At 68.0% G+C, this 26,227-nt stretch carries 27 protein-coding genes; 14 read left to right on the top strand and 13 right to left on the bottom strand.

The window, feature by feature from the left end; genetic code table 11:
• Positions 1–32: 32 nt before the first annotated feature.
• The 4 genes from add to C1746_RS08835 all read left to right on the top strand — a co-directional run bounded on the left by add (position 33) and on the right by C1746_RS08835 (position 4,894).
• Positions 33–995: an adenosine deaminase gene (gene add, locus C1746_RS08850; protein WP_116714254.1), complete on the top strand. Its 963-nt coding sequence runs from the start codon at positions 33–35 to the stop codon at positions 993–995.
• A 49-nt stretch (positions 996–1,044) separates the two neighbouring features.
• Entirely contained in the window at positions 1,045–2,067 is a 1,023-nt protein-coding gene (locus C1746_RS08845; protein ID WP_116714253.1) for an LLM class F420-dependent oxidoreductase, read from the top strand.
• 215 nt (positions 2,068–2,282) lie between these two features.
• A complete protein-coding gene (locus C1746_RS08840) occupies positions 2,283–4,325 on the top strand; it encodes a putative bifunctional diguanylate cyclase/phosphodiesterase (RefSeq protein ID WP_116714252.1) in 2,043 nt (680 codons plus the stop codon).
• Entirely contained in the window at positions 4,322–4,894 is a 573-nt protein-coding gene (locus tag C1746_RS08835) for a DUF5317 domain-containing protein (RefSeq protein WP_116714251.1), read from the top strand. The genes C1746_RS08840 and C1746_RS08835 overlap by 4 nt, the downstream gene beginning before the upstream one ends.
• Before the next feature lies 1 nt (position 4,895).
• Here the strand turns inward: C1746_RS08835 and C1746_RS08830 are convergent, their stop codons facing one another.
• Both C1746_RS08830 and C1746_RS08825 read right to left on the bottom strand, forming a co-directional pair.
• Positions 4,896–5,459 (bottom strand): TetR/AcrR family transcriptional regulator, encoded by a 564-nt coding sequence (locus C1746_RS08830; protein WP_162867558.1) that lies wholly within the window; start codon positions 5,457–5,459, stop codon positions 4,896–4,898.
• Between the two features lie 109 nt (positions 5,460–5,568).
• A complete protein-coding gene (locus C1746_RS08825; protein ID WP_162867557.1) occupies positions 5,569–6,096 on the bottom strand; it encodes a hypothetical protein in 528 nt (175 codons plus the stop codon).
• Positions 6,097–6,188: 92 nt separating this feature from the next.
• Between C1746_RS08825 and C1746_RS08820 the strand changes: the two genes are divergently transcribed.
• Genes C1746_RS08820 through C1746_RS08810 form a run of 3 tightly spaced genes read left to right on the top strand, consistent with a single transcriptional unit; the run spans position 6,189 to position 9,131 of the window.
• Positions 6,189–7,121 carry an HpcH/HpaI aldolase/citrate lyase family protein gene (locus C1746_RS08820; protein WP_205711779.1) on the top strand — a complete coding sequence of 311 codons (933 nt, stop codon included), beginning with the start codon at positions 6,189–6,191 and terminating at the stop codon, positions 7,119–7,121.
• 9 nt (positions 7,122–7,130) lie between these two features.
• On the top strand, positions 7,131–8,339 hold the full coding sequence (locus tag C1746_RS08815) for a pyridoxal phosphate-dependent aminotransferase (protein ID WP_205711778.1): 1,209 nt from the start codon (positions 7,131–7,133) through the stop codon (positions 8,337–8,339).
• A gap of 24 nt (positions 8,340–8,363) precedes the next feature.
• Complete coding sequence (locus C1746_RS08810) at positions 8,364–9,131, top strand: nitrilase-related carbon-nitrogen hydrolase (RefSeq protein WP_116714248.1); 768 nt, start codon at positions 8,364–8,366, stop codon at positions 9,129–9,131.
• 147 nt (positions 9,132–9,278) lie between these two features.
• Here the strand turns inward: C1746_RS08810 and dxs are convergent, their stop codons facing one another.
• Together dxs and C1746_RS08800 are read right to left on the bottom strand one after the other, a co-directional pair.
• Positions 9,279–11,138 (bottom strand): 1-deoxy-D-xylulose-5-phosphate synthase, encoded by a 1,860-nt coding sequence (dxs, locus tag C1746_RS08805; protein WP_116714247.1) that lies wholly within the window; start codon positions 11,136–11,138, stop codon positions 9,279–9,281.
• 198 nt (positions 11,139–11,336) lie between these two features.
• Entirely contained in the window at positions 11,337–12,962 is a 1,626-nt protein-coding gene (locus C1746_RS08800) for an acyl-CoA dehydrogenase family protein (protein WP_116714246.1), read from the bottom strand.
• Between the two features lie 106 nt (positions 12,963–13,068).
• Between C1746_RS08800 and C1746_RS08795 the strand changes: the two genes are divergently transcribed.
• Positions 13,069–13,728 (top strand): maleylpyruvate isomerase N-terminal domain-containing protein, encoded by a 660-nt coding sequence (locus C1746_RS08795; RefSeq protein WP_162867556.1) that lies wholly within the window; start codon positions 13,069–13,071, stop codon positions 13,726–13,728.
• Between the two features lie 49 nt (positions 13,729–13,777).
• On the opposite strand, the gene C1746_RS08790 is transcribed toward C1746_RS08795, so the two are convergent.
• Both C1746_RS08790 and C1746_RS08785 read right to left on the bottom strand, forming a co-directional pair.
• Positions 13,778–14,455: an aquaporin gene (locus tag C1746_RS08790; RefSeq protein ID WP_205711777.1), complete on the bottom strand. Its 678-nt coding sequence runs from the start codon at positions 14,453–14,455 to the stop codon at positions 13,778–13,780.
• 11 nt (positions 14,456–14,466) lie between these two features.
• Positions 14,467–14,880, bottom strand: a complete 414-nt coding sequence (locus tag C1746_RS08785; RefSeq protein ID WP_162867555.1) for an arsenate reductase ArsC — start codon at positions 14,878–14,880, stop codon at positions 14,467–14,469.
• A 154-nt stretch (positions 14,881–15,034) separates the two neighbouring features.
• Here C1746_RS08785 and C1746_RS08780 point away from each other — a divergent pair, with 154 nt between their 5' ends.
• Positions 15,035–15,529, top strand: a complete 495-nt coding sequence (locus C1746_RS08780; RefSeq protein ID WP_116714243.1) for a MaoC family dehydratase — start codon at positions 15,035–15,037, stop codon at positions 15,527–15,529.
• Between the two features lie 5 nt (positions 15,530–15,534).
• A complete protein-coding gene (locus tag C1746_RS08775; protein WP_116714242.1) occupies positions 15,535–15,933 on the top strand; it encodes a RidA family protein in 399 nt (132 codons plus the stop codon).
• A 73-nt stretch (positions 15,934–16,006) separates the two neighbouring features.
• On the opposite strand, the gene C1746_RS08770 is transcribed toward C1746_RS08775, so the two are convergent.
• The 4 genes from C1746_RS08770 to C1746_RS08755 all read right to left on the bottom strand — a co-directional run bounded on the left by C1746_RS08770 (position 16,007) and on the right by C1746_RS08755 (position 20,116).
• Positions 16,007–16,516: a Dps family protein gene (locus C1746_RS08770; RefSeq protein WP_116714241.1), complete on the bottom strand. Its 510-nt coding sequence runs from the start codon at positions 16,514–16,516 to the stop codon at positions 16,007–16,009.
• A gap of 87 nt (positions 16,517–16,603) precedes the next feature.
• The gene (locus C1746_RS08765; protein ID WP_116714240.1) at positions 16,604–18,412 is read right to left on the bottom strand and encodes a cell wall-binding repeat-containing protein; all 1,809 of its coding nucleotides are present in this window, start codon (positions 18,410–18,412) and stop codon (positions 16,604–16,606) included.
• 133 nt (positions 18,413–18,545) lie between these two features.
• Entirely contained in the window at positions 18,546–19,349 is an 804-nt protein-coding gene (locus C1746_RS08760; RefSeq protein ID WP_116714239.1) for a PspA/IM30 family protein, read from the bottom strand.
• A 2-nt stretch (positions 19,350–19,351) separates the two neighbouring features.
• A complete protein-coding gene (locus C1746_RS08755; protein WP_116714238.1) occupies positions 19,352–20,116 on the bottom strand; it encodes a hypothetical protein in 765 nt (254 codons plus the stop codon).
• A gap of 118 nt (positions 20,117–20,234) precedes the next feature.
• On the opposite strand from C1746_RS08755, the gene C1746_RS21990 reads away from it, so the two are divergent.
• Genes C1746_RS21990 through C1746_RS08745 form a run of 3 tightly spaced genes read left to right on the top strand, consistent with a single transcriptional unit; the run spans position 20,235 to position 21,375 of the window.
• Positions 20,235–20,378 (top strand): hypothetical protein, encoded by a 144-nt coding sequence (locus tag C1746_RS21990; RefSeq protein WP_162867554.1) that lies wholly within the window; start codon positions 20,235–20,237, stop codon positions 20,376–20,378.
• The gene (locus tag C1746_RS08750; RefSeq protein WP_116714237.1) at positions 20,375–20,956 is read left to right on the top strand and encodes a PRC-barrel domain-containing protein; all 582 of its coding nucleotides are present in this window, start codon (positions 20,375–20,377) and stop codon (positions 20,954–20,956) included. Before C1746_RS21990 ends, C1746_RS08750 begins: the two co-directional genes overlap by 4 nt.
• Positions 20,953–21,375: a PRC-barrel domain-containing protein gene (locus C1746_RS08745; protein ID WP_116714236.1), complete on the top strand. Its 423-nt coding sequence runs from the start codon at positions 20,953–20,955 to the stop codon at positions 21,373–21,375. Before C1746_RS08750 ends, C1746_RS08745 begins: the two co-directional genes overlap by 4 nt.
• A 140-nt stretch (positions 21,376–21,515) precedes the next feature.
• Here C1746_RS08745 and C1746_RS08740 read toward each other — a convergent pair whose 3' ends face one another.
• Positions 21,516–23,363 (bottom strand): substrate-binding domain-containing protein, encoded by a 1,848-nt coding sequence (locus C1746_RS08740; protein ID WP_116714235.1) that lies wholly within the window; start codon positions 23,361–23,363, stop codon positions 21,516–21,518.
• Positions 23,364–23,528: 165 nt separating this feature from the next.
• On the opposite strand from C1746_RS08740, the gene C1746_RS08735 reads away from it, so the two are divergent.
• Entirely contained in the window at positions 23,529–23,729 is a 201-nt protein-coding gene (locus C1746_RS08735; protein ID WP_116714234.1) for a hypothetical protein, read from the top strand.
• A 35-nt stretch (positions 23,730–23,764) separates the two neighbouring features.
• Here the strand turns inward: C1746_RS08735 and C1746_RS08730 are convergent, their stop codons facing one another.
• Both C1746_RS08730 and C1746_RS08725 read right to left on the bottom strand, forming a co-directional pair.
• On the bottom strand, positions 23,765–24,736 hold the full coding sequence (locus C1746_RS08730) for a hypothetical protein (RefSeq protein ID WP_116714233.1): 972 nt from the start codon (positions 24,734–24,736) through the stop codon (positions 23,765–23,767).
• Complete coding sequence (locus C1746_RS08725) at positions 24,733–26,214, bottom strand: AAA family ATPase (RefSeq protein WP_116714232.1); 1,482 nt, start codon at positions 26,212–26,214, stop codon at positions 24,733–24,735. Before C1746_RS08725 ends, C1746_RS08730 begins: the two co-directional genes overlap by 4 nt.
• Positions 26,215–26,227: the final 13 nt, after the last annotated feature.

The following is a 26,227-nucleotide window of genomic DNA, read 5'->3' as shown; positions in this document are numbered from 1 at the left end:
GGCCACCACGTCCGCTACCCTCAGTCGAGCCGATGATCACACCACGTGGGGAGCTCCACATCCACCTCGAGGGATCTGTCCGCCCGCAGGTCCTGCTCGACATCGCACGTCGGAATGACCGCCCACTGCCGGTGGACACCGTCGAGGAACTCGGAGCGCTCTACGAGTTCACGGACTTCGAGCACTTCATCGAGGTCTGGCACCTGACGACGAACTGCCTGCAGACCGCCGAGGACTTCCAGCAGATCACCCTGGACTACGCGGCACAAGCGGCGTCCCACGGCGCCCGCTACGTCGAGGCCATCTTCTCACCGGCCGAACGGGTCATGCGCGGCGTGCCATTCGAGGATCTCTTCGAGGGCTACTGCGCGGGGGCCCAGCAGGCCTTGGATGCCCACGGTGTCCTCATGCGGCTGACACCAGACATCTTCTGGTCCATCGAGCCCGACCTCGCGGAGGAGACAGCGCGGTGGGCGGTCCGGTACTCCGACCGCGGCATCGTCGGCTTCGGCATCGGAGGCAACGAGCACTGGCAGCAGCCGGCGACCTACGCCCGCGCCTTCGCGATCGCGCGCGAGGGCGGGCTGGCTTCGGTGCCCCACGCCGGCGAGGTCACCGGCCCCGCCCGGGTGGCGGAGGTGCTCGACCACCTGAAGCCGGATCGGATCCGTCACGGCATCGGGGCCGCCGGCGACCCGGCTCTCCTGGCACGGCTTGCTGACGAGGGGATCGGCCTCGACGTCTGCCCCACCTCCAACGTCAGGACCGGCGCGGTCGACCACACCGACGACGTCCCGTTGGACGCCCTTCTCGACGCCGGTGTCGCCTTCTCCATCAACACCGATGACCCCGCCATGTTCAACACCGACCTGGGGCAGGAGTACGCGTTGGTGAACGAGCGCGGCGTCTCCGACGAGCAGCTCTGGGCCAACATCCTCGCCATCGCGGCCATGCCCCGAGAGCAGATCATCGAGGCTGTGGACGTCTCGGACTAGGCTCCGCCACCCGACGCACAACCCGACCCCTCGACCGAAAGACACCGTCATGCGCCTTGGCCTGAACATCGGATACTCCGGATCCTCGATCGGCGATGTCATGCCGCTCATCCAGCACGCGGACGAGGTCGGCGTCGACTCGGTGTGGGCCGCAGAGTCCTACGGCTCCGACGCCGCAACCGTGCTGGCGTACGCCGCTGCGAAGACCGAGCGGATCAAGGTCGGCTCGGCGATCTTCCAGATGCCGGCACGGACACCCGCGAACACGGCGATGACCGCCATGACGCTGGATGCGCTCAGCGGCGGCCGGATGCTCCTCGGGCTGGGCCTGTCCGGCCCGCAGGTCGTGGAGGGATGGCACGGGGTCCCGTACGGCAAGCCGCTGACGAGGACTCGCGAGTACGTCGAGATCGTGCGGACGATCATCGCCCGCGACGAGCGACTGGAGCACGACGGCGAGGAGTACCAGATCCCCTACAGCGGCGAGGGCGCGACAGGTCTCGGCAAGCCGCTGAAGTCCATCCTCCACCCGGTCCGGCCGGCCATCCCGATCTACCTGGCCGCCATCGGACCGAAGAACGTCCAGTTGACGGCCGAGATCGCCGACGGCTGGCTGCCGATCTTCTACTCCCCTGAGCGCGAGACCATCTACAACGAGAATCTGGATGCGGGCATGGAGGCTGCCGGGCGCGACGGCAGCGACTTCGACATCGCCCCGACGGTCTCGGTGGTCATGGGTGATGACATCGAAGCCTGCCGGGACATGCTGCGACCCATGTTCGCGCTGTACATCGGCGGCATGGGATCGAAGGAGAAGAACTTCTACAACGACCTGGCGTGTCGGTATGGCTTCGAGGAGGCCGCCGGGAAGATCCAGGACCTGTACCTGGCCGGCAACAAGTCCGAGGCGATCGCGTTGGTCCCGGATGCCCTGGTGGACGAGTGTGCGCTGGTCGGACCACTCGACCGGATTCTGGATCGGTTGGAGGCGTGGAAGGACTCGCGAATCGGCACCATGATCCTCGGGACAATGCAACCTGAGGTGCTGGAGCCCCTCCAAGATGCCCTGTGAGTGAGTGGTTCTGAACTTCGCTCAGAAAATGTCCTCAGGTTGGCTGATCGCGTGCCGATACCACACGCCGTGAACCACCGGTCTCGGCAGTCGAGGTCGGGATGTATCTGAGAGGGATTTCATGAATTCGCGGTCAAAGTTGATGCTCTTCAACCTCATGGTGCTCGTATCGGTCGTGGCAGTAGCCGCTGCACCGTACAAGTGGTGGTAGGGGGGTGAGCGCTCGTCGGCCCATCCCGGCCGACGATGAACCCTCCCTCGCTCAACTCAACACCTACGTCGGCAGTGTGATCGCCGGCGGAGTCCTTGTTGCTGTGCTGGCCATCATGGTCGGCCAGGGCGAGGGAGTCCGTCCGACCAACGCCTTCTTGGCGGTCCTCTTCGCCGGGTGCTTCCTGGCAGCGGAGTTCCGCCCACTCATGCGGTTCCGGACCGGCTTCATCACGGTGTCGCTCGCCTACGCGTGCGCCCTGATGTTCGTCGTTCCGGGCTACGGCGCGGCCGTTCTCGTCGGTCTCCTATCCATCTTCGCCGACCTCCGCAGAGGGGTCCCGATCAAACAGTCGGCCTTCAACGGCTCGATGCTGTCCCTGGGTCTTGCGGCGGGCACTGCGGTGCTGCGCCTCGGAGACATCCAACACCTCGATGGTGGATCCGTCTCGATCCTCGGACTGCTGACCATCGCGCTCGCCTGCGCCGTGGTCTACACCGTCTGCAGCGTCGTCGTCTACGTCGTCGTGGCCCTGGTCACCAGGCGCGATGTCATCGCGACGATTCGCAGCCACTTCTTCCTCACCCTGCCCACGGACGGAGTCCTCCTCCCTCTGGGGCCGGTGATGGTCGGCATCGGCCAGGACCACCCGGTCCTGTTGCCACTGGCCATCCTCCTCGCCTACGGCATCGCCCGTGTCATCGAGCGGTCGGCTGAGGCAGAGCGCCGCGCCAACCACGACGCCTTGACCGGCCTACCGAACCGGCGTCGGTTCGATGACGACGCAGAAGCGGCACTCGAACACGCCGCGGCGCACCGCGGTGTTGTCGCCGTCCTGCTGGTCGACCTCGACGGCTTCAAGCAGATCAACGACACCTACGGACACCACGTCGGCGACGCGGTGTTGCAGGAGATGGCCACCCGATTCGTGGCCGTCCTGCCCGACGAGGCAACCGTCTCACGGCTCGGCGGCGACGAGTTCGCCATCCTCCTCCCAGAGGTCGGCGATGTCGCGGACGTCGAGGCCCTGGCCATGTCGCTGACCACGGCCGTGGACGCACCGATCTCGACCGACGACGTCGACGAGGACGTGGAGTTGTCGATCACGGCGTCCATCGGGATCGCTGCCTCGGGGCCCGGGCTCGACACGGTCGGCTCGTTGGCGCGTGCTGCCGACGCGGCCATGTACATCGCCAAGGCCGCTGGACTTGACTACTCCGTGGCCGACAACTCCCGCCAGGGCAAGTTCGCAGAGCTCGCGTCAGCGCTCACCAGCGAAGAGTTGGTGCTGCAGTACCAGCCGCTGATCAATGCTCGAACCGAGGCCGTCACGGGCTTCGAGGCGCTGATCCGGTGGGACCACGACGAGCGAGGGCTGATTCCGCCATCGGAGTTCATGCCCTTCCTCGAGACGACACCCCTCATCGCACCGCTGACGAAGTACGTGTTGGACCACGCGCTTCAGCACCTGCTGAAGCTGCACGCCGGCGGGTACCCCGTCGGGATGTCGGTCAACATCTCCGTGCGCAACCTCAGCGAAGGCGGCTTCGCGGAGATCGTCGGTCAGCTGCTCTCGAGATACGGCCTGCGAGCGGAGTACCTGACGCTCGAGATCACCGAGACCGCACTGATGTCCGACGCGGACGCCTCCATGGAGACGCTGGCGGAGCTGATCGCCCTCGGCGTGAACGTCTCGCTGGACGACTTCGGCGCCGGTCACTCGTCCCTTGCCAAGCTGCGTGACTTCCCCGTGAACGGGTTGAAGATCGACCGCTCCTTCCTGCGTGATGCCGACACCGATCGCGGCCGCCGGATGATCCGCACCCTGATCGACATCGCAGACTCCTTCGACCTGATCGTCACCGCTGAGGGTGTGGAGCACGCCTCCACGCTCGACTTCCTGGCCCGCTCGGGCTGTGATCAAGCGCAGGGCTACGGCATCTCACGCCCCATGGGACCAAGCGAGTCCCTCGCGTGGCTGGCCGGCCGGTCCAGCGTCCAGCGTCCGATCTACCTCACCGACACCGACCCGGCGGTCTCGACGTGATCGTGCTGGTCCTGGCGCTGCTGATCGTGGCATCGGTCCCGCTGACCGGCGGATCCCTTGCCGCGGTCACCACCCTGCGCCTGCAAGCCGCGTGGATTCCCCTGGTCGCCATCGTCGTCCAGACCGCGGCGATCGAGGGCCCTCTGGCCGGTCTCGAGATGGTGCCGTTGGTGCTGCACGTCGGATCCTATGGCCTGATCGTCTACTTCCTGTGGCGCAACCGTGCCATCCAGGGGCTGACCATGATCACCGTCGGGGCCGCCTGCAACCTGGCGGCGATCACCATGAACGGTGGGGTCATGCCAGCCACACCCTGGGCCACGAGCGTCGCTGGTCTGGTCGCGGACGGCGAGTTCGCCAACTCCAGCGTGTCGGCAGGCAGTCCTCTGTGGTTCCTCGGAGACGTGTTCGCCATCCCGGCCTCGTGGCCCCTGTCGAACGTCTTCAGCGTCGGCGACATCATGCTCGTGGTCGGGCTCGCTGAGATGCTCCACCTCCTAGCCCGGCAACCCGTCGAACCCGATCAGGCCGGCGCGCGCTGGTCCAGCACCATCGGCCAGACCGCCTGACCTACGTGCGCAGCCGCGTGGCCATGTCGACGAAGGTGAGGATCTGCTCGGTCAGCGCACCCGCGTCCAGGTGCTCGCCGGCCGCCAGGGCAACCCGGATCGCTTCGCGAATCGCGCCCAGCACCATGGCCCCCGCCACCGAGGGGTCAAGACTCGGATCGATGAAGCCCAGGTCCTGCCCGCGAGCCAACATCGCCGCCACGATCGCGGCCTGGCCGGCCTGCTTCTCCATCATCACGGCTGCAACCTCGGGTTCACGGGCCAAGCCACCCAGGGCCACCTTGGCCAAGGGCTCGCTGTAGTGGAACGCCACCATCAATTCGATGCGCCGACGCTCCCGTTCCCGCCACCCGTCGGCGTCGATGGTGGCCATGAGGACCGCCTCGTTCTGCCGATCGAAGAACTCCTCCACCACAGCAGCCGCCAGGGCCCCCTTGTTGTGGAAGTACCGATAGGTCAGTCCGATGGAGGTCTCCGCGCGACGGGCGACGGCGGCCACCTCGAGTGATCCCCCGGTCTCGATCAACTCGTCCGCGGCGGCTTGGAGGAGCTTGGCGCGGGTCATCGCACCTTTCGCGGAGCTTGGTGCCTCAGCCATCGTCTAGACCAATGGTATTCGTCTGACGACGCTGAGTCACGGGTTCGCGTCAGCTGACGGGGTGCGACTCCCGGATCTACCCAGCCCGAGCGGCCGATCCCTCGAGGTGTGCGTCCAGGTGACGGATCATCCCGTCCACCAGACGGCTGTCGCGCGACTCGAAGCCCTCCCACTGGCGCACGCCGTCGATCGGCTCACCGACCTCGAAGCCCACCAGCGCGTGGGCGTCGGAGCCCCCACGGACCAGGAACCATGACGCAGCCAGCAGTCGATCGTCGTCGTGCACCCTCACCCACTGGACACCATCGACGACGGTGCCCTCGTCGGTGCCGAAGGCGAAGACGGTGACCCCCCGGTTGATCAAGTCCGAGTAGACCTCGTCCTGGACGTCGAGTCGGTGGCCGTGCTGGACCCCGACGTAGAGCGGATCGGCGGGCTCGACCAGAGCGGCCTGCTCTATCTCACGACTGACCCGGAGCATCTCCTTGGTCGAGAAGACGAATCGGGTCCCCTCGACGGCGGTCGTGGCGACCGCTCCACAGGCGCGAGCCAGCAGATCCGCGACCCCGTGCGGGTCGGCCGGATCGCCACTCGGCCTGCGCATCCAATCCATCAGCGACGAGCATCCCCGAGGTGTTGCCCATCAAACGCTGTGACGCGTTTCGTGACTGTGGCCGTGGCGACTATCGTGTCCGCGTGTCCGACTCTCCGCTCACGCGTCCCCGCCGCACCTGCCTGGCCGTTCCCGGCTCCTCACCCAAGATGTTGAGCAAGGCCGCCGGCCTCCCCGTCGACGAGGTGTTCCTCGACCTCGAGGACTCCGTCGCCCCAGGAGAGAAGGCGCAGGCGCGGCGCAACGTCATCGCCACGTTGGAGGACACCGAGTTCGGGGACAAGACCGTCGTCGTCAGGGTCAACGCCGTCGACACGCACTTCTGCCACCGCGACATCATCGACGTCGTCGGGACCGCTGGTGAGTACATCGACTGCGTGATGGTCCCCAAGGTCCAGAACCCCGGCCAGATCGAGTTCGTCGACCATCTCCTCCGCATGGTCGAGGTCGAGAGCGAGTTGCCGCACCGGATCGGTCTGGAGGCTCAGATCGAGGACGCGCAGGGCCTCACCAACATCGATGACATCGCGTTCGCGTCAGACCGACTGGAGACCCTCATCTTGGGGCCGGGCGACATGGCCGCGGCCCTCGGGATGCCCGGCACCACCCTCGGCGAGCGGACGGCGAGCTACCCCGGCGACATGTGGCACGCCGTGCTGATGCGCATCCTGATCGCCGCCCGCAACGCCGGCATCCAGGCCATCGACGGCCCCTACGCCAAGATCAAGGACAGTGACGGCCTCCGTGAGGTCGCGGAGATGGCCAAGGCGCTGGGGTTCGACGGCAAGTGGGTGCTCCACCCAGCGCAGGTCGACGTCGTGAACGAGGTCTTCAGTCCGACCCAGGAGGAGTTCGATCACGCCATGGCGTTGCTCGACGCCTACGACCGCGCGACGGGCGCGGAGGGGACCGGAGCGCTGATGTTCGGGGACGTCATGATCGACGAGGCCTCGGCGAAGATGGCTCAAGTCGTTGCGGGCCGTGGGCAGGCCGCTGGTCTCCAGCCGTCTGCGTAGAGGTTGGATGTGACGTCGACCGACCCGTACCTGACCTCCCGTCTCCAGGGGTTCGGGACCACGATCTTCACCGAGATGTCGGCCTTGGCACGCCGGCACGATGCGGTGAACCTGGGGCAGGGCTTCCCCGACTTCGACCCGCCGAGCGCACTGGTCCAGGCAGCGGAGGCGGCCATGGCCGCTGGCCACAACCAGTACGCGCCGGGCCGTGGCGTACCGTCCCTGCGCCAGGCCATCGCCGATCATGACCGCCGCAACTACGCGCTCGACTTCGACCCCGACACCGAGGTGATCGTCACCACGGGTGCCACGGAAGCCATGTTCGCCAGCGTCCAGGCGCTGGTCGAGGCAGGGGACGAAGTCGTGGTCTTCGAACCGGTCTACGACGTCTACCCAGCCGCGATCGCGATGGTTGGCGCGACCGTCGTGGGTGTCCCGCTCCGGCCGGTCGAGGAGGCCGGTGCTCGGGTCTGGCGCTTCGACCCGGACGACCTCGAGGCGGCCGTCACCGAGCGGACACGGGCGATCCTCCTCAACTCCCCCCACAACCCGACCGGCACCGTCTTCAGTACCGGCGGACTGCAGGCCATCGCGGACGTGGCCACCCGGCACGACCTGCTCGTGGTCACCGACGAGGTCTACGAGCACCTCGTCTACGACGATGAGCGCCACACGCCGATCGCCACGCTCCCCGGCATGCGCGAGCGCACCGTCCGGATCTCCTCGGCCGGCAAGACCTTCTCCGTCACCGGCTGGAAGGTCGGCTGGGCGTGTGCGCCCGCACCCGTCGCCGCGGCCATCGAGGCCGCCAAGCAGTGGATCACCTTCACCTCCGGCACGCCGTTCCAGCACGCGATCGCCGAGGCGTTGTCCTGGGGTGAGTCCTACACCGCTCCCCTGGCGGCGGAGTACCAGGCACGCCGCGACGTCCTGATCGACGGGTTGGACGACGTCGGTCTGGGCCGGACCAGTTCGACCAGCACCTACTTCGTCACGGCCGACGTGCGGACGCTTGGGTTCGCCGACGACGTCGACTTCTGCCAGCGACTGCCAGCCGAGGTGGGTGTGGCCGCCATCCCGTGTTCGGTCTTCCACGCCTCGCCGGAGGACGGTCGCGGCTGGGTCCGGTTCGCCTTCTGCAAGAGCGAGTCGCTGCTGGCGGAGGGGTTGGAGCGGCTCCGAACGGGCCTTCCGCGGATGGCTCGGTCGGCGCCATGACGTGACCCGACTACGATCGAGGCCATGCGCATCGCGGCGATCCAGGCCGACCTCGAGTGGGAGGATCACGAGACGAACCGACGTCGGTTCGCCGAACGGCTGTGGGCAGCGGCGGGGGCCGGGGCGGGTCTGGTCCTGCTCCCCGAGATGTTCCCCACCGGGTTCTCCATGGCTTCCACCGACATCGCCGAGCCGCCCGACGGGACTACGGTCCAGTGGATGATCGACCAGGCCTCCACCCACGACATCCACCTGGCCGGTTCCATGGCGACGGCACCGCAGGGAGATGGTCTGCCGACGAACCGACTGGTGGTGGCCGGCCCTGAGGGCCTGGTCGGCTGCTACGACAAGATCCACCCGTTCAGCTACGGCGGTGAGGACCAGCACTACGACGCCGGATCCTCGTTCCTGACCACCGCGATCGGCGGCCTGCGCACCACCTTCTTCGTCTGCTACGACCTGCGCTTCGCCGACGAGTTCTGGGCCACGGCCGCCGATACGGACCTGTACGTCGTGGTGGCCAACTGGCCGCGGGGACGACGGGAGCACTGGCAGGCGCTGTTGCGTGCTCGGGCCATCGAGAACCAGGCCTACGTCGCGGCGGTCAACCGGGTCGGGGAGGACGGCAACAACCTGTCCTACGCCGGCGACTCGATGGTCATCTCCCCCATGGGTGCGGTGCTGGCCAGCGCCGCGGAGGTCGAGACCATCCTCCTGGCCGCGGTCCACGCCGAGGAGGTCGCGGTAACCCGGCAGCGCTTCCCCTTCATGGCCGATCGCCGAGCGGTGTAGCAGCCAGCGCGATGCCCACAGACGGGCTCGTGATCCCCTCACCGTCGATCACGAGTCCGGAGTGGGCTCTGGTGACCATAGGGGACGGGGAGGGTTCGCGCGCCAGGAACCGCCTGGAATCTGCGCTCGCCTCGCCCGCCGGGCCGGTCAGGCCGCGTCGATGCCGAGCGTCTTGCGGATGCCGGCCTCGATGCCGGCTGCGTCCAACCCCAGTTCCGCCAGGATGTGATCGGGCTTCGCGTGTTGGATGTAGCCGTCGGGGACACCCAGCCGGAGGACGCGCGGGGCCTCCATCACACCGGTCAGCTCCACCAGCCGGTCCGCGATGTGCGCGCCGGCGCCGCCGCTGGCGTAGCCGTTCTCCACGGTGATGACCAGGTCGTAGCGCCGCAGGTCGTCCAACATCGCCCCGTCGACCGGTCGGATCACCCGCGGGTCCCACACGGCCACGTCAACGCCATCCTCGGCCAGGGCCTCCGCGGCCACCAGCGCCGGCTCCACCCGATCACCGATCGCCACCACCGCCGCGGCCGTCCCCTCTCGCAGCTTGTGGGCCGCCAGGCCCGATCCGACGGTGTCCCGCTGCGCCGCCGCGTACTTGGGCCACCGCAGCGACACCGGCCCGTCCAGGGTCACGGCCGTGTGCAACATCTCCACGAGCTCCTGCTCGGAGGACGGCGCGAAGACGGTCATGGCCGGGATGCGCAAGCAGAGACTCAGGTCCAACACGCCGTGATGACTGGCTCCGTCGTCGCCGGTGATGCCCGCACGATCGAAGCAGAAGACCACGTGCTCGTCGTGCAGCCCGACGTCCAGGTTGGCCTGGTCGAACGCCCGACTGAAGAAGGTCGAGTAGACCGCAACCACGGGGATCTTGCCCTGGTGGGCCAGACCGGCGGCAGAGGTGACCATGTGCTGCTCGGCGATCCCGACGTCGATCACGCGCTCCGGATGTCGGGCAGCGCACGGCAGCAGGCCGGTGGAGCCGGGCATCGCAGCCGTCATGGCCACCACGTCCTCGTTGGCGTCCATCACGTCGAGCAGGACATCGCTGAAGGCCTGCGTCCAGCTGCGCGGCTTGGTCTTGGTCCCGCGTCCCGTCGCGATGTCGAAGGCAGAGGTGTCGTGCAGCTTCTTCTCGCGGTCGGTCTCAGCCGGTGCGTAGCCCTTGCCCTTCTGGGTCAGGACGTGGACCAGGACAGGGCCGTTCTCGGCCGAGGCAACGCGGAGCGCGTGCTCGAGGTCCTTGAAGTCGTGCCCACCCACCGGCCCGAGGTAGTGGATGCCGAGCGCCTCGACGAACCCCTGCAGCGCCGGATCGTCAGCCACCACGGCCTTGACGGCCCCCAGGCCCGCATCCGCCACCTTGGAGGCGTAGGGAACCCGGTCGATGATCGGGTCGACGGCACGGCGGGCAGCGCGGTACACCCCGGAGAGTCGCACCCGCGACACCTCACTGGCGAGCCGCGAGACGGTCTTGTCGTAGGACCGGCCGTTGTCGTTCAACACGATGACCACCGGGACCTGCAGGTGGCCGATGGTGTTCAGAGCCTCATAGGCCATGCCACCGGTCAGGGCACCGTCGCCGATGACCGCGATGACCTGGCCGTCGTCCCTGGACCGTCCCTTGGCCAGACCGAACGCCCACGACAGCGAGGTCGAGGCGTGGGAGTTCTCGATGATGTCGTGCTCGGACTCTGCGCGGCTGGGGTACCCGGACAGGCCACCCGCCTGACGCAGCTGATCGAACAGCCCCATGCGCCCGGTCACGATCTTGTGGACGTAGGCCTGGTGACCGGTGTCCCACAGGATCGTGTCGCGCGGGCTGTCGAAGACGCGGTGCAGGGCCAGCGTCAGCTCGACCGCACCGAGGTTGGAGCCGAGGTGGCCGCCGACCTTGGCGACCGAGGAGACGATGAACGTCCGCAGCTCCTCGGCCACGGTCAGCAGGTCATCGTGGGTCAGACTCTTCAGGTCCTGCGGGCCATCGATTCTGTTCAGGACCATCAGGTGTCGGGCTCCTCATCGGCGTCGGCTCGCTGTCCGGGCACGGTCGGCGTCAAGCGGGCAGACCGACCGCTCACATATGTGACAGCAGTCTAGGGCGCCGGCGCAGACGTGACCTGCCCGAACCGTGCACCTTCGATGCAGAACGAGATGGCTACTGCGCCGAAGGTTGCAAGCGTCGTCCGACGAGCCTGTCCGTCACAGCGCCTCCTGCAGCAGTTGACGGATGATCACGCGCAGCGCCAGGGTCTCGTCGGCCCCCTCGAAGATCGACAGCACCCGCGCATCCACGAAGTAGCGACTGACGGCGTACTCCTCGGCGTAGCCGAACCCACCGTGGATCTGCAGGGCCTCTCGCGTGAGCCACTCCGCTGCCAGGCAGCTGAAGCACTTGACCATCGAGGCCTCCATCTGGCCGCTCCCGGCGCCGAGCAGCGCCGCAGAGCGGTAGGAGAAGGCCCGTGACGCGGCGATGGTCGCGGCCATCCGACCCAACTTGGTCTTGGTCAGTCCATAGCTGCCGAGGGGCACCCCGAAGACGTTGCGCTCCCCGGCGTAGGTGACAGCGGCTTCGAAGGCCGCCTGCATGACGCCGTTGGCCCGGGCTGCCGTCTGCAGCCGCCCGTTGGCGAAGGCATCCATCTGCAGGTAGAAGCCCTTGCCGAGCTTCTCCTCCCCGCCGACCAGGTTGTCAACTGGGACGCGATAGTCCTCGAAGCTGATCTCGAAGCTGTGCATCCCGCGGTAGCCCAGCGTGGGGATGGCCTTGGCTTCCATGCGACCGCCGAGCGGCGAGGTGTACTCGAAGGCGTGGCCCGGGAAGGACGGCTTCTCGACCACGAACAGCGACAGACCCCGATGCCGCAGCGACCGGTCCGGGTCGGTCCTGGCCAGGACCATGAGCAGGTTGGCCTTCCCGCCGAAGGTGCACCAGGTCTTCACGCCGTTGATCACATAGCTGTCGCCGTCGCGGGTTGCGGAGACCTTGATGCCGGCGACATCGGAGCCGAAGTCCGGCTCGGTCACGGCCACGCCGCACATCAGCTCCCCGGCGGCGATACCGGGCAGCCAGCGCTCCTTCTGCGCGTCCGTCCCACCACCCACCAGGGCCTTGGAGAGGATCTCGGGGCGCGTGATGAGCGATCCCGCAGCCCCGAGGGAGCCCCGGGACAACTCCTCGGTGACCGCCACCATCGACATGAAGTCGTTCTCTGATTCACCCTCGGCGAAGCCACCGTGCTCTTCTGGGATCGACAAGCCGAAGCAGCCCATCTCGCTGAGCTCGGCGATGATCTCGTCGGGGATGTCGGCGTCCTCGCGGTGCACGTGCTCGGCGATCGGCATGACCTTCTGCTCGGCGAAGTCCTTGAACGTGCCCCGGACCATCTGCATCTCCTCGCCCAGGTCCCGGGGGAGATCCGGACTGCGAAGGGCACGATCCCCGAGGTCCTCGAGCAGTTGGGTGGAGCGAGCGGCGCGGAAGGCGTCGGTGAACGCCTCACCGTGCCAGGCGGCGTCGGCAGCTAGGGCCCAGGTCTGTTCGCGGCCAGCCATCCGAGCTGCGAGGTCGGCAGCCATCTCACCCGCGAAGGCGAGCGTGAGCTGCGCCTGGTACTCCCCCTGCTCGCCGTAGGCCAGCATCTCCTCAGCCGCGGTGACGCGGGAGGCCGCACTGGCCAGGTCGTACGCCAGTTGCTGCTCACGGTCCATGAGCTCGAGATCGATCCGGCCGTCCTTCTGGCTGTCCACGGCCAGGCGGGCCAGAGCGGTGTCGACGACCTCGCGGGCTGCGGAGGTGATGGTGCGGGCTGCTGCAAGGGACATGCTCCCAGTGTTACTGACCAGTAGCCGCACACCAAAGTCGACCTCGCAGCACCCGATCGTGGAGTGGGCTCAGACGTGGCCATGGCCACTGGCGTACCGTCACCTCATGGACGTCCTCCAAGCTTTTTCTGCGCAGGCGCTCGCCGTGCAGCAGACCCTTCGGTCGATCACGCCCGATCAGTGGGATCAGCCCGGCCTGGGTGAGTGGTCGCTGGCCGAGCTGACCGCTCATCTCGTCCGGGCAGCCGATCGCACGACCCACTACCTCGCTCAACCGGTCGAGCGGCCGGTCGAGGGGTCGGTGGAGAGGTCGGCGGAGAGGATCGCCCCGGCGTGCGACCGCGTCAGCTACTTCGACTTCGACACGGCTGCGGTCGCCTCAGACGTCGCGGCCAGGTCGCGGGCAGACGCGGCGCGGATCGGGACCGACGCGCTGGTCAGCACCTTCGCGGCGGCGTGGACCGAGACCGCCGAGCAGGTGCGGGCGCGATCGGCAGATCACCTGACGGCCACGCTTCGCGGGCCGATGCTGTTGCACGAGTACCTGGCGACGCGGGTGCTCGAGTTGACCGTCCACCACCTCGACCTGACGACCGCGCTCGGAGTCCGACCGAGCGTGACCGATGAGGGCGTGGCGGTGACCGAGTCGATCCTGACCGGGCTGCTCGGTGCCCCACGACCGGAGGGGATGGACCCTCCCAGCTTCATCCTGGCAGCCACCGGTCGGGAGGCGCACCCCGACCCGCGCTTTCCCGTCCTCAGCTGAGCCGTGCCGGTCGACTCCGGGAAGCTCGGCGAGCTGCGGCGCTGGCCTACTACTCGATCTCGTGACGAGGCGCCAGGAGAGCGACCGTTCCGACCGCGAGCAGCGCGCCGACGACCTGCGCGAGGATGAACGCGCCGACGTTGGCCGGCGCGATGCCGCCGTAGGAGTCCGACAGCGTCCGGGCGATCGTCACCGCTGGGTTGGCGAAGCTGGTCGAGGACGTGAAGAAGTGGGCGCCGGCGATGAAGGCCCCCACGGCGACGCCGATCGATGCGATGGAGGCGGACGCCCGGACCATGAGGAAGATCACTGCCACGAGGCCGTAGGTCGCGACCGCCTCGCCCACCACTCGCCCGAGCCCGCCGCGGTCGTTGGTGGCGATCGAGATGATCGGGAGCTCGAACATCACGTTGGCGATCGCCACGCCGATCGCACCGCCCAAGACCTGGGCCGCCATGTACAGCCCCGTGCGGGACCATCCGGTCCGGTTGAGCAACTGGTCGGCCAGGCTGACCGCCGGATTGAAGTGGGCACCCGAGGTGGGTCCGAAGGCCATGATCAGGGCGGCGAGCCCGGCGCCGGTGGCCAGGGCCGCCTCCAGCAACTGCAGCCCGTCATCGCCCGTCGAGAGCGTCGAGGCCATGATCCCCGACCCGATGACGGCGATGAGGAGCAGCGCGGTGCCGATCCCCTCTGCCAGGACCGGGCGCAGCAGGTGGGCGTCCACCGTGGCGACTGTCAGGCCGGTGTGGCCACGCCGAGCTCGGCCAGCAGCCCCTCGACGCGGGACTTGATCTGGTCGCGGATCGGTCGGACGGCTTCGACGCCCTGGCCCGCCGGATCTTCCAGGGGCCAGTCTTCATAGCGCACGCCGGGAAAGACCGGGCAGGTGTCACCGCAGCCCATCGTGATGACCACGTCGGCCGCGGCCACGACCTCATCGGTCCACGCCTGCGGCTGGGCACCCGACATGTCGATCCCGACCTCCTGCATCGCCTGGACGGCGGCCGGGTTGACCTCTGCCGCTGGATTCGATCCTCCACTGAAGACCGCTGCGGCGTCGCCGGCGAGGTGAGCCGTCCAGGCGGCGGCCATCTGGGACCGGCCGGCGTTGTGGATGCAGAGGTACACGATGCTGGGGCGCTGTGACATGGCCGGCACGGTAGCCAGTGCTGGTAGCCGGACGGTTAACGGAGGCTGGCCGCACGTCTCCCCCGGCCGTGCGCGGATTTCGCCGCCGGCAGCGCGGTCATTACGCTGGCGCCGCCACAGACCAACCCTCACGCGCAGGCAAGGAGCCCATGTCATGCAGTTCGGTCGGTACCTCGAGGAGTTCACCGTCGGGGATGTCTACAAGCACTGGCCCGGCAAGACCATCACCCAGGCCGAGGACATCCTCTTCTGTGCGATCACCCAGAACCAACACCCACTGCACTCCGACGACAACTACGCCGCGGCGGCCACTCCGCACGGCAAGGCCATGGTGGTGGGGAACCTGGTGTACTCCATCGTCCTCGGCCAGAGCGTCCCGGACGTCAGTGGGCGGGCGATCGCGAACCTCGAGATCGAGTCGCTCAAGCACGCGAACCCGACGTTCCACGGTGACACGATCTACTCCGAGACCGAGGTGCTCGAGGTACGGGAGTCCCGCTCCAAGCCGGACCGTGGGATCGTGAGCGTCCGCACGATCGGCTACAAGCAGGACGGGACCGTGGTGTGTGAGTTCACGCGGAAGGTCCTGATCCCCAAGCGCGGCGATGGCCCGGAGAGCTTCCCGGGCCGCCCTGAGCCGAAGGTCTGAGCACCATGTCTCTTCCGACCTTCCACCTGGTCGACGCGGCCCCACAGGCCGTGGCGCCCTTCTCGCAAGCGGCCGAGATCGACGGCTGGGTCTTCCTCACGGGGCAGATGCCGACCTGGCCGGATGATCCGGACAAGCCGCTGCCGGATGGCATCGACGCACAGACCCGGCGGGTGATGGACAACCTCATCATCGTGCTCGAGGCCGTGGGCCTGTCCCTCGACAACGTGGTGCAGGTGCGCGCGTTCCTGACTGAGTTCGACCGTGACTACGCGGCCATGAACGCCGCCTACCAGTCCTACTTCGAGCCGGGGAGCCTGCCAGCTCGCACCTGTGTGGGCGTCACGGGCCTGGCAGTCGGTGCACTGGTCGAGATCGACCTGGTGGCACGCCGACCGCAGTAGGCAACCACAACAACAGCCCCCGCCAAGTAGACGGGGGCTTCGCACGAGGTCCTGCGTGTCAGGGTCCCCGGTGTCAGGCGGCGGGCTTGGGGTCCAGTGTGCCGTCCTCGTTGGCCAGGTGGGCGCGGACGAACCACTGGAAGAGCTCCAACTGCTCGGTCTGCTCGACCAGCATGTCGTGGCTGATCGGGTCAAGTTCCTCGACCTCGAGCAGTACCTTGCGGTGATCGCCGATGACGCCGTCGTAGACCGCGTTGAGCGCTTCGAGGTGCGTCTGGACGGCTGCGCGCTTGACGGTGTACTCCTCCCAGCTACGGGTCGAGGACACGAAGCCTGGTGTGCCCACCGGTTCGCCACCGAGTGTGGCGATCCGCTCGGCGGCGGCGTCGGTCATCTCCCTGACGGCGTCGGTCTGCGGATCCAACATCTCGTGGACGCCGATGAAGCTCGGGCCGACCACGTTCCAGTGGATGTGCTTGAGGGTCAGTTGCAGGTCGATCAGGGCAACCAAACGCTCCTGCAGCATCGTCCTCACTTTGTCGGCGGCCGCGTCGTCAAGTCCGGGAACGGTCCAAGTACTCATGGTGATGGCACTCCTCAGAGGGTCGAGTTGGTGTACCTAGACCCTTGCCATCGCTGTGCCCGTGGAAACGTCCGTGAGCCGCCGACCTCAGCGGATGAGTTCAGCCTGGACCGCCCCGGTCACGGCCGACTCGCCACCCACCACGACGACCTCCTCGGCGTGGCGGGCCAGCCAGATCTGGCTGGCAGGTGAGCCCGGCAGACCATCACCGTCGACCAGCACCAACGGGCTGCTCGACGAGGCCGCTGCCGGCCCTGCCGCAAGGGCGTCCGGGTAGTTGAGGCCGGTTGCCACCCAGACGCGCCCAGCGTCCAAACCGGCGTCGACGGCCGCCTCGGCGACGGCGACGCTGGTCGAGTACCGGGTGGCACCGCCCAGTCGGCGCACGGACGCGCCTGCTGCCGCGGCGGCCTCGCCTGACAGAGCGTCTGATATCGCCGCCGTGCCACCGACGACGGTGACCTGGTCCGCCCCAACGACGGCCAATACGTCGACCACCGCGTCGGAGAGCCCAGTCCCGTCCGTCAGCAGGATGGGCGCCCCGGTCTGCGCCGCCAGGGCGCTGGCCGAGAGCGCATCTGGCCACGCGCGACTGGCCTCCTCCGCGTCCCCCAGTGCCAGGATGACATCGTCGATGTCGCCTCCATATGACAGCAGCTCCTGGGCCACGGCGGCACTCAGGGCGTACCGGTCTGTCGCCCCGATCCGTGCGATGTTGGCCACGCCGGCAGCAGCCAGGTCAGCCTCCGTCTGGGAGGACAGCAGGGCCTCGGACCCGATGATGTAGGCGTTGCGGACGTCCAGTCGGTCCACCTCATCACGCACTGCCACGGGCAGCCCGCCGGTGCCGGACAACAGCACCGGCGCGTCGAGCATCCCAGCCAGCGGTGCCGCCACCAGCGCCTCGACGTGTGAGTCGGAGGGCACGATGACCACGGCTCGCGACGTTCCAGGACGCCGGGTGGCCTGGGACAGCGCGACGGCGGTCTCCACCCGCGTGGGCCCGGCAAGCCGGCCCGTGGCCTGGGGGGCGAGGGTGTCCTCCTCCTCGTCGGTGTCCGGCTGGTCGGTCTCGGGCCGTGGTTCGGGTGCCTCGGCGCCCTCGCCAGGAGACTCAGGGTCGGGCAGGTCGTCGGGGCCCAACGGGTTGCTGTGGTCTCCCTCCCCGGACCCTCCACCCTCCGGGCCACCGTCGTCCTCGAGCGGTGTGATCGACTCGGGGAAGTCACCTCGAGCCTCGGCGGCGAGGAGCGAGTTGTACGGGTTGATCCGGACGTCCCCGGAGTGGGCCTCGTGGATCTCGAAGTGATTGTGCGGGGCCGTGCCCTCGGCGTTGCCGGAGTCACCGACCCAGCCGATGTGCTGGCCGCGCTCCACCCGGACGCCCTGCTCGATCCCCGGTGCGTAGGCGTTCTCCGGCCCGCCGAGGCCGTCGTCGGTGCCAGGCGTGTCGTTGTTGAGGTGGACGAAGACGTACTTGAACCCGTCGTCGCCGCACAGGCTGATCATGTAGCCGTAGCTGGGCATCGGTTCGTCGATGCCTGGCGCCCAGCAGATCTCGCCGTCGACGGTGGCGTGGATCGGCACCATCTTGTCGGTCATGATGTCGGTGGCGCGGTGGAGACGGGAGCAGCCGCTGCGGCAGGCGTCGTAGGTGTCGGTGTAGCTGTAGGCCGCCGTGCCGGGGTGCGGGAAGGTCAGGTCGACCACGTACTCATCGCCCTCAGCTGTCCACGTCGCGGATGGCTCAGCGTGGTCGTTGTGCCAGGGCGTGTGAGGCGTGTCGCCGTGCGCCATCGCTGGAGATGCCGTCAAGAGCAGCGCCGCGAACGCGAGCCCGACAACGGTCAGGGCCAAGCGCAGTGCGGAGTTGATGGTGATGGGGAAGACCTGCATGCAGTACCTCGACGATGAGTCTGGGCTGCAGGTATCGACCGCCCAAGTGTCCGTCTTGACAGGTGCTTGGACACACGACGGGCCGCCCCCGACGGAGGGAGCGGCCCGTCAGTGCACGTCGGTCAGCGGGGCGTCAGGCGCCCGCTTCGGTCCCCGCCGCAGGCTCTGCGGTCGCCTCAGCGACCTGCGGCGTTTCCTCGGCTGGGGCCTCGGCCACATCCAGGCCCAACTCCGAGCGGATCTGGGATAGCCGTGCCTGCGCTTCGGTGTTGAGCGCGGCCTGCTCGATCTCGAGCATCCGGCCCTCCACGGACTCGCCCTGGAGCTCCTGGACACCCTTGGCCTTGGCCACCCGGCCCTCGATCTTCTCGCGGACCTCGTCGAAGGTCGGGGCCTCCTGACCGACCGTCTCGGAGAGCGAGGCCATCGCCGTGTTCATCTGCTCCTGCATCTTGGCCTGGTCCAGCTGGCTCAGCAGCTTCTGCCGCTCTGCCAGCTTCTTCTGCAGGGCCGTGGAGTTCTGCTGGACGGCGGCCTTGGCCTGGTCGGCAGACTGCGCCTGCTGCAGCGAGAGGGCCTTGAGGTCCTCCACCTCCTGCTCGACGGCGATCAGCCGGTTGGCGAACGACTCAGCAGCGGCGGTGTACTCCCCGACCTTCTTGGTGTCCCCCTTCTTCGAGGCGTCCTCCGCCATCAGCACCGCCTGCCGCGCGGACTTCTGGACCTTCTCCATCTGCTCCATGGCGCGGGTCAGGCGCATGTCCGTCTGCTTCTGGTTCGCGATCACATTGGCCGCGTTCTCCTTCAGCTTCCGGTGCTGCTCCTGCGCCTCCATGATGGCCTGCTCGAGCTGGACCTTCGGATCTGCACGCTCGTTGAACTTCCCGGTGAACAGCGCCACCAGGTACGCCCACGTGCGTCGAAACAACTTGATCATGTCTACGTCACTCCCATCTGTGCGGTGGTACCGCCGGTTTCTTCGAGCGCCTGTCGCAGGGCTTCCATCTCCCCGACGAGGCTGTCAACATCTGATCCGAGGCCAGACAACTGGCCGGTGTCGCCGGACAAGGACAACTCGACTGCTCGCGCCACGGCCTCGTCCAACCTTGCATCGAGCAGGCGGAGGCGCTCGGAGGCGTCGGTCGTCACCCGCTGGAGCCGTTGCGCGGTAGCCACCTGGGACTGCAGTGACTCCAGGCGTTGCCGATTGGATGGTGTGGGGTGGCGCTGGACCTCTTCCAGGGTCCGCTTCAGCTCTCGCTGGGCCTGATTGACCTCCAACTGGTGGAGCCCGTCCTCCAACGCCTGCCCGCGCTTCGCGATGCCCCAGGCCTGCCGCACACCGTCGCCGATGCGCTCGCCGATCTGCTCCAACCGGTCGGTCAGCGGGCCCTCCTGGGCCTGCTCGACCACCCGCCGGTAGCGAGCCTGCGCGATCTGCGTCTCGTGAACGTAGTCCCGCCACGGCGAGCGCAGGGACCGTGGGTCGATCTGCTCGGCCCGGCCTCGGCGGGGGATGGCCCGCCAGACCTTGCCGGCGTAGGCACCCACGCCGAGAACGGCCCCGATGACCGGCCCACCCGCCACGATGCCGACGGCAGCCGCCCCGCCGAGCAGCAACAACGAGGACGGCGCCGTGATGGCTCGGGACACCGCAGGTGTGAAGAAGCGGTCCCGGAGTGAGCGGTCCTCGATTGCTGTCATCCGGCCGCGAGCCTACCGGCGCGTGGCATGATCTTCGAGGCTCTGGAGGCCCAGACGCCGTTTCTCAGGGAGTTGTCAGGGGAAAGTCCTGACGTCACCCCCGACTGACAGGCCTGCCATGGACACCACAGCGATCGCGATCATCGTCATCGTGGCGATCATCGTGCTCGTCACCCTCGCGCTACTGATCCAACGTCGACGGCGCCAGGGCGGCATCAAGGTGACCCGCAAGGGTGGAACCGGCGATGGAGACGACACATGACCGAGGACACACGACTGCTCCGACACGCGAGCGAGGTGACCGGTCAGCCCGTGGTGACCCTCCGCGGCGAAGACGTCGCGCAGGTGAGGGACGTCGTGTTCACACCGGAGGGCTCGGTGGAGGGGTTCACGCTCGCCGGCCGTGGTCTGTTCAGTGGGCCGAAGAAGGAATGGTTGCCGTGGTCGGGCGTCCATGGGTTCGGTCCGGACGCCATCATGATCGACTCGGCTGAGCGACTGGTCGCGCAGGAGAAGGCGCAGAAGAAGGCCGTCAAGGGTGACGTGACCGGTGATGAGGTGTTGACCCGGTCGGGCAAGGTCATCGGGCAGGTCGTGGATGCCGTGCTGCGTCTGGAACCCGACGGCGAGCTGGACGTCGTCGGATACGAGGTTGAGCCGCCCGACGGAGGAGACGTCAGATTCGTCCCGCTGCCGGACACGCTGGCGGTCAACGAGGGGCGGCTGATGGTCCCGGATGAGGCTCTGGACTTCATCTCCAAGGACCTGTCCGGCTTCGGGGCCTCCGTCGACACCTTCCGGGCGATGCTGCAGGGCGGGGCTGGAGGAGCGTCCTCGTGACCGAGTTGCTGAGTCTGAAGAGCCTGCGCAAGCGCAAGGTCGTCGACACGGCGACCGCCGAGACCATCGGCCGTGTCCGGGCGTTCCAGATCGATCTGGACACGGCCTCCGTGGCCGCCGTCGTGGTGAAGGGCCGGCCCGGTGGGATCGTGGCCCGGACGGACGTGATCAGCTTCGGGCCTGACGCCGTGACCCTGCCCGACAGCTCGGTGGTGATCGAGGACCCGGGTGCGCTGCCGACGGACGACGACGCGCGCGGCAGCCGTCTGCTGGACGAGACGGGTCGTCGTCTGGGGAAGGTCGAGGACATGACCATGGATGCCGGTGGTGCCGTGGTCAGCGTCACCGCCGACGGCGTGAGCTACGAGGCGCGCCTGCTCGGCATCGGGTCCTACGCGGTGGTGATCTCGCGCGTGTAGCCGTTGCGGGGGTGTGTCACCTCTGAGCGAGGCGCCAGGCACACGCGACACACCCTCGCGCACAGGGGCTCACCTGGCGCTGGCTGTGTCACCAACGAGCGCCGGGGCACGCGGACATGACACACCCCGGAGGTAGCCACCTAGAAGTTCGAGATGACCGCCGTGAACACCTGGTCGATGGAGCGGGGATCGGAGGAGTCGTAGACGGTGGCGTCCGTCGCCTCCGCGATGGCCTCGAGGTCCGTCAGGTCGGCCCCCGTCCCGTAGCGGATCGGGAAGATCCGGACCTGGGTGGCGTTCTCGCCCTGCGCCCCCTCCAGCGTCTGGAGCATCCCATTGCGGTCGCTGTTCCGTGGGTCGTCGTTCTGCCCGTCGGTCAGCAACACGATCGCGTTGATCTTCTCGGGATCGAAGGTGTCGACGATGTCGTTGAAGCTGTCCTCGGTCACGGTGTACAGCGGCGTCCCGGCGACCGGGAAGAGCTGCCGCAGGGACTGGGCGAGCACCTCGCGGTTCTCCGCGATCGGTGCCCGCGGCACCAGGTCGATGTAGTCGACCGGCTCCCCCGTCTCCGGATCGGCCCCGAGATCGGTCGAGAAGATCCGCAGGCCGACGACGTCGGTGTCGATGAACTGGTCAAGTGCCGTCGTCGCCGCCTGGGTCGCCAGATCCAGCAGCGTCTCGCGTCCGTCATCGGAGGCGAAGTCACCCATCGACCCCGAGACGTCCAGCACGATCAGCACCTGCGCCGGCTTGCGCGTCTGCGACCACTGGTTGATCAGGTTGACCATGACGTCGGACTCCGGCGTCGCCAAGGTCGTGCTCGGCTCGCTCGGATCCACGCCGTTCGCCGGGATGATCGGGTCGGCGATCGGGACCTCGATGTTGCCAGGTCGGAACCCGAACTCGAGGACCCGCTCCTGGTTCTCGGGCAGTTGCACGAAGTCGGTGAACAGTTCGGCCGCGGCGGCCTGGTCGGCGTCCACCCAGTCGGCGTCCTCGAGGATGAAGAACGGGTTGTCGCTGAACAGCGTCCCCTCCTCCGGGTAGATGGCGACCAGCGGGACGCGCGGTGGGACCACTTCCTCACCCGGCTCGATCACCCCGTCGGGGTTCCCGCGGTTGTAGTTGATGAGGCTGACCTCCTCGATGGCCACCGCGGAGGCATAGGTGAGCGCTGTCCCCCGGACGTCGTTGCGGTACCAGTTGTTGAGGAAGGTCAGCGTGGTGTCGCCGTAGTGGACGACCGCAGACTCGATGCTCGAGGCGTCGTCCAGCACGTTCTGGCGGGTGATGTCCTCGTTCGTCAGCCCTTGGGTCTTGTCCACCAGCGCGTAGTACTGCGCGATCAGGGCGGAGAGCCCGGAGGTGGAGAAGTTCGGGTTGGTCTTGCCGAGGCGGAACGGGCCCCACTCGGGGTGGCCGAACACGGCCCAGCCCTGCGGGTCACGGGACAGCTCCAGCAAGGTGTTCCAGCCGATCGGCTCCTCCGGGTAGCCGAGCGCCTCGGCCATCGGCTCGGGCATCGCGATGACCAGGGGCGTGAGCATGAACGGGGTGAAGTCCTCCGGCGCGATGGCCGCCTGCCCCTGATCGATGAGGCGCTGGTTGAGCACCTGTCCCCAGGCGGAGGAGGCCGGGGACCAGATCACCGGCCGCGGTCCCTCCAGCTCCTCGTCCCAGCCCTCGGACAGCAGGCTGGCCGCCGTCCCGGACGCCTTGCGCTGCGGACGGACGAAGATGCACTCACCGTCCAACTCGGCGGCGTCGGCGTTGTTGAACTCGTTCGCGAGGTCGGTCAGCAAGTCGATCTTCTCGCTCGAGACGGCCATGTCGACCGTGATGCAGTCGCCCGCGTCGGCCTCGGCCAGGCCCTCCTCGCCCAACTCGTCCTCGCCACCGAAGTCGAACGGCGAGTCACCCCCCGTGCAGGCCGCCGCCACCATGGTCAGGAGCAGCAGGATCACGATCGCCCGCCAACGTCTCATCACACTCTGCCTTCTCCGCTGTTGCTCGTTCCCGCCACCCTATCGCCGTCCTCGGCTGCTGAGCGGCAAGACCTTTCGCGGAGATGACGGGACGTATCAGGGCCCGGAATCGGGCTCTCTTCCCTGTGACAGCCGCACGCTCGAACCACTGCTCTGGAGCCTGTGATGAACGCCACCCAGACCCTGACCACCACCCAGCTGACGACCTGCCCGTCGTGTGGTGACACGGCCGAGATCGTGCGCCGGGACGTGTTGGAGAGCACCGACGGACCCATCGAGCACGTCTACGTGCGCTGCGTGGGACGGCACTGGTTCATGCTGTCGATCGATGCGCTCGAGCGTCATCGGGCGCTGGTGGCCCACTAAGCGGACGCCTGACGCGCACCGCACCCGCTTGCGACCTAGAGGCGCTGACGGAGGGAGAACAGCGTCCCGCCGTTGGGGAGGCCATCATCGCCGGCCGGGTCGAACGACGGCGGCACCACCACCCCCTCAGCTCCCGGCGCCGCACCATCGGGTCCACGCCAGCCCGAGTCCACCAGTGCCGCACCGACCGTCTGGCCGATCTCGGCAGCCGCGTCCGGGTCGGCGTCATCCACAGCCACAGCCACGACCCCGACGAACGCCAGCGGTGTGGGGTAGGACAGGTTGACCACCTGTCGGCTGGAGGAGGTCACCGTCGGCAGCCCGGTTGCCTCCAGCTCGACACCGGCGTTGGCCTGCGCTGCGTTGAACTGGATGACGTTCTGGATCGGCTGCGCGGTGGCTCGCGCGTCGCCGAAGGCGTCGACCCAGCCCAGGAAGGCCGAGCCGCCCAGGGCGTTGGCGGAGAAGGAGGCGTTCTCGAGGAACCCACCGGTCATCGCGGCGGCCCCGACCAATCCGCTGACGTCATCGGTCCCGCGCAACGCCGGCCGGAGCGCTCCCTCCGACGTCAGCTGTGCCGCACAGGTCCAGGTGACCGCATCGCCGCAGGCGTCGGCGACCTGTTCGTCCACGGCGATCGCCGTGGCGAGGACGACGGGGCTGACGGCGACCGGGGTGCGCTCCTCGGAGAACGAGACGAGGGCGGTCTGGGACTGCTCGACCAGCTCCACCACCACCGACGGGGCCACCACCACGTCATACGCCACCGGTGTGGTCGAGAAGGCTCCCAGCATCTCCTCGACGTCAAGGCGATCCGACCCCGACGGGCAGGCGCTGCCGAGCGTGGCGTCACAGGCGATCCGGAGGTCGTCGAGGTCGCCCTGGTCGACGGAGTTCTCCTCGCCGGCAACGGAATCGTCCCCGGACTCGATCAGGTTGGTACGCACCCACAGGGCCCCGACGATCAGGACGATGGCCGCGATCCCGGCCGCTATCGACTTGATCACGACGTGGTGATCTCCCCTGGTAGGTCCTCCGCCGTCAGGGTCTGGAGCAGCTCCGCAGAGGGCTCCTCCGACGCCTCGTCATCGGTCGCTGCTCCCGAGCCGCGGGCTTGCGAGCCGGTGGGATTCTCAGCTCGCTTGAGCAGCTCCACCATCCGGCTGGCGTGGATCGCCACCGCTTGCTCGAAGACGTTGCGGGCCAGCCGGCCGTTGCCGAAGCCACGGTCGCGCGGCACCTCGTCCAGCAGCTCGGCCAGCCGCTCCCTCGCCCCGTCATCGAAGCTGTACTCGTTGCCCTCGGCGATGAGGCCGGCGATCGTGACCAGCTCGTCGGTGGTGTAGTCCGGGAAGTGGATCGTCTGGGGGAAGCGGGAGACCAGCCCGGGGTTGGAGCCCATCAGGTCGGCCATCTCGTCCGGGTAGCCGGCCATGATCACCACGGTGTCGTCCCGTCGGTCCTCGACCAGCTTGACGATCGAGTCGATGGCCTCACGGCCGAAGTCCTTCTCGCCACCGCGGACGAGGGAGTAGGCCTCGTCGATCAGCAGGACCCCGCCACGGGCCGAGTCGAAGACCTTGACGACGTTGGCTGCCGTCTGGCCGACGAAACCGGCGACGAGGCCGGAGCGGTCCGTCTCGACCAGATGCCCCTTCGGGACCACCTCGAGGGTGCGGTAGATCTGAGCGATCAGCCGAGCGACCGTGGTCTTCCCGGTTCCCGGGTTGCCCGTGAAGATCAGATGACGGCTCGAGTCCGAGACCTTCAGTCCCTTCTCTGCCCGCAGCTTCTGGACCTGCAGCAGGTTGGTGACCAGCTTGACCTCGGACTTGACGGCGTCGAGGCCGACCAACTCGTCGAGCTCGGCCAGCAACTCCTCCAGCGGTCGGGCCGGAGGCAACTCCACCGCCACCTCGGCATCGGTGTCCGCCTCGGCCTGTGCAGCAGCCTGGGCCACCGGTGCATCATTGGTCGTCGACCTGCGGCCCGAGTCCCGCGGACCGCGCGGCAGCCCAGCTGAGGAGATCGCGGTCAGCAAGGTCCGCCGGAACCGCTCGATGGCCTGCAACTCGACGTGCTGGGTCACGTGATCCAGGGCGACGACGTGATGGGCCAGCCGCAGGGCGTGGACGTAGTAGGTCCAGGCGTGGGAGGTCTGCTTGGACTGGTCGGCCGCCACCAGCGTGTCGAACATGAGTGAGGGCTTGTCGACGAACACCCGCTTGCCCGCCATCATCCCCATGGCTCGCAGATCAGCAGGCGTGGCGTGGTGGATGTGGGTGTCCATGAGGCCGCTGAACGCCCCGATCAGCGCCCACAGCTCGGTGTCGGAGTGGGCCCCGTCAGCGTCCACCATCGCCGAGACGATCTCGTATGCCTCCGCGACGACATCGGCCGAGGGGTCGTCTGACCCGAGCTCCGCCATGGCCGGGGCGACGCCGGCGACGAACTCGCGGACAGGCTTGCGCAGGGTGTCACTCACAAGCTCCTAGTCT

Source organism: Euzebya tangerina, from assembly GCF_003074135.1.
Classification (GTDB): domain Bacteria; phylum Actinomycetota; class Nitriliruptoria; order Euzebyales; family Euzebyaceae; genus Euzebya; species Euzebya tangerina.
This window is presented reverse-complemented; position numbering and strand designations above follow the sequence as displayed.

Coding starts and splice junctions, on each gene's coding strand:
- C1746_RS08845 (WP_116714253.1), top strand. CDS start 1,045: ATGCGCCTTGGCCTGAACATCGGATACTCCGGATCCTCGATCGGCGAT.
- C1746_RS08785 (WP_162867555.1), bottom strand. CDS start 14,880: ATGTCACAGCGCCCCAGCATCGTGTACCTCTGCATCCACAACGCCGGC.
- C1746_RS08750 (WP_116714237.1), top strand. CDS start 20,375: ATGACCGAGGACACACGACTGCTCCGACACGCGAGCGAGGTGACCGGT.
- C1746_RS08800 (WP_116714246.1), bottom strand. CDS start 12,962: ATGTCCCTTGCAGCAGCCCGCACCATCACCTCCGCAGCCCGCGAGGTC.
- C1746_RS08810 (WP_116714248.1), top strand. CDS start 8,364: ATGCGCATCGCGGCGATCCAGGCCGACCTCGAGTGGGAGGATCACGAG.
- C1746_RS08770 (WP_116714241.1), bottom strand. CDS start 16,516: ATGAGTACTTGGACCGTTCCCGGACTTGACGACGCGGCCGCCGACAAA.
- add (WP_116714254.1), top strand. CDS start 33: ATGATCACACCACGTGGGGAGCTCCACATCCACCTCGAGGGATCTGTC.
- C1746_RS08735 (WP_116714234.1), top strand. CDS start 23,529: ATGAACGCCACCCAGACCCTGACCACCACCCAGCTGACGACCTGCCCG.
- C1746_RS08780 (WP_116714243.1), top strand. CDS start 15,035: ATGCAGTTCGGTCGGTACCTCGAGGAGTTCACCGTCGGGGATGTCTAC.
- C1746_RS08765 (WP_116714240.1), bottom strand. CDS start 18,412: ATGCAGGTCTTCCCCATCACCATCAACTCCGCACTGCGCTTGGCCCTG.
- C1746_RS08760 (WP_116714239.1), bottom strand. CDS start 19,349: ATGATCAAGTTGTTTCGACGCACGTGGGCGTACCTGGTGGCGCTGTTC.
- C1746_RS08775 (WP_116714242.1), top strand. CDS start 15,535: ATGTCTCTTCCGACCTTCCACCTGGTCGACGCGGCCCCACAGGCCGTG.
- C1746_RS08795 (WP_162867556.1), top strand. CDS start 13,069: ATGGACGTCCTCCAAGCTTTTTCTGCGCAGGCGCTCGCCGTGCAGCAG.
- dxs (WP_116714247.1), bottom strand. CDS start 11,138: ATGGTCCTGAACAGAATCGATGGCCCGCAGGACCTGAAGAGTCTGACC.
- C1746_RS08825 (WP_162867557.1), bottom strand. CDS start 6,096: ATGCGCAGGCCGAGTGGCGATCCGGCCGACCCGCACGGGGTCGCGGAT.
- C1746_RS08755 (WP_116714238.1), bottom strand. CDS start 20,116: ATGACAGCAATCGAGGACCGCTCACTCCGGGACCGCTTCTTCACACCT.
- C1746_RS08830 (WP_162867558.1), bottom strand. CDS start 5,459: ATGACCCGCGCCAAGCTCCTCCAAGCCGCCGCGGACGAGTTGATCGAG.
- C1746_RS21990 (WP_162867554.1), top strand. CDS start 20,235: ATGGACACCACAGCGATCGCGATCATCGTCATCGTGGCGATCATCGTG.
- C1746_RS08740 (WP_116714235.1), bottom strand. CDS start 23,363: ATGAGACGTTGGCGGGCGATCGTGATCCTGCTGCTCCTGACCATGGTG.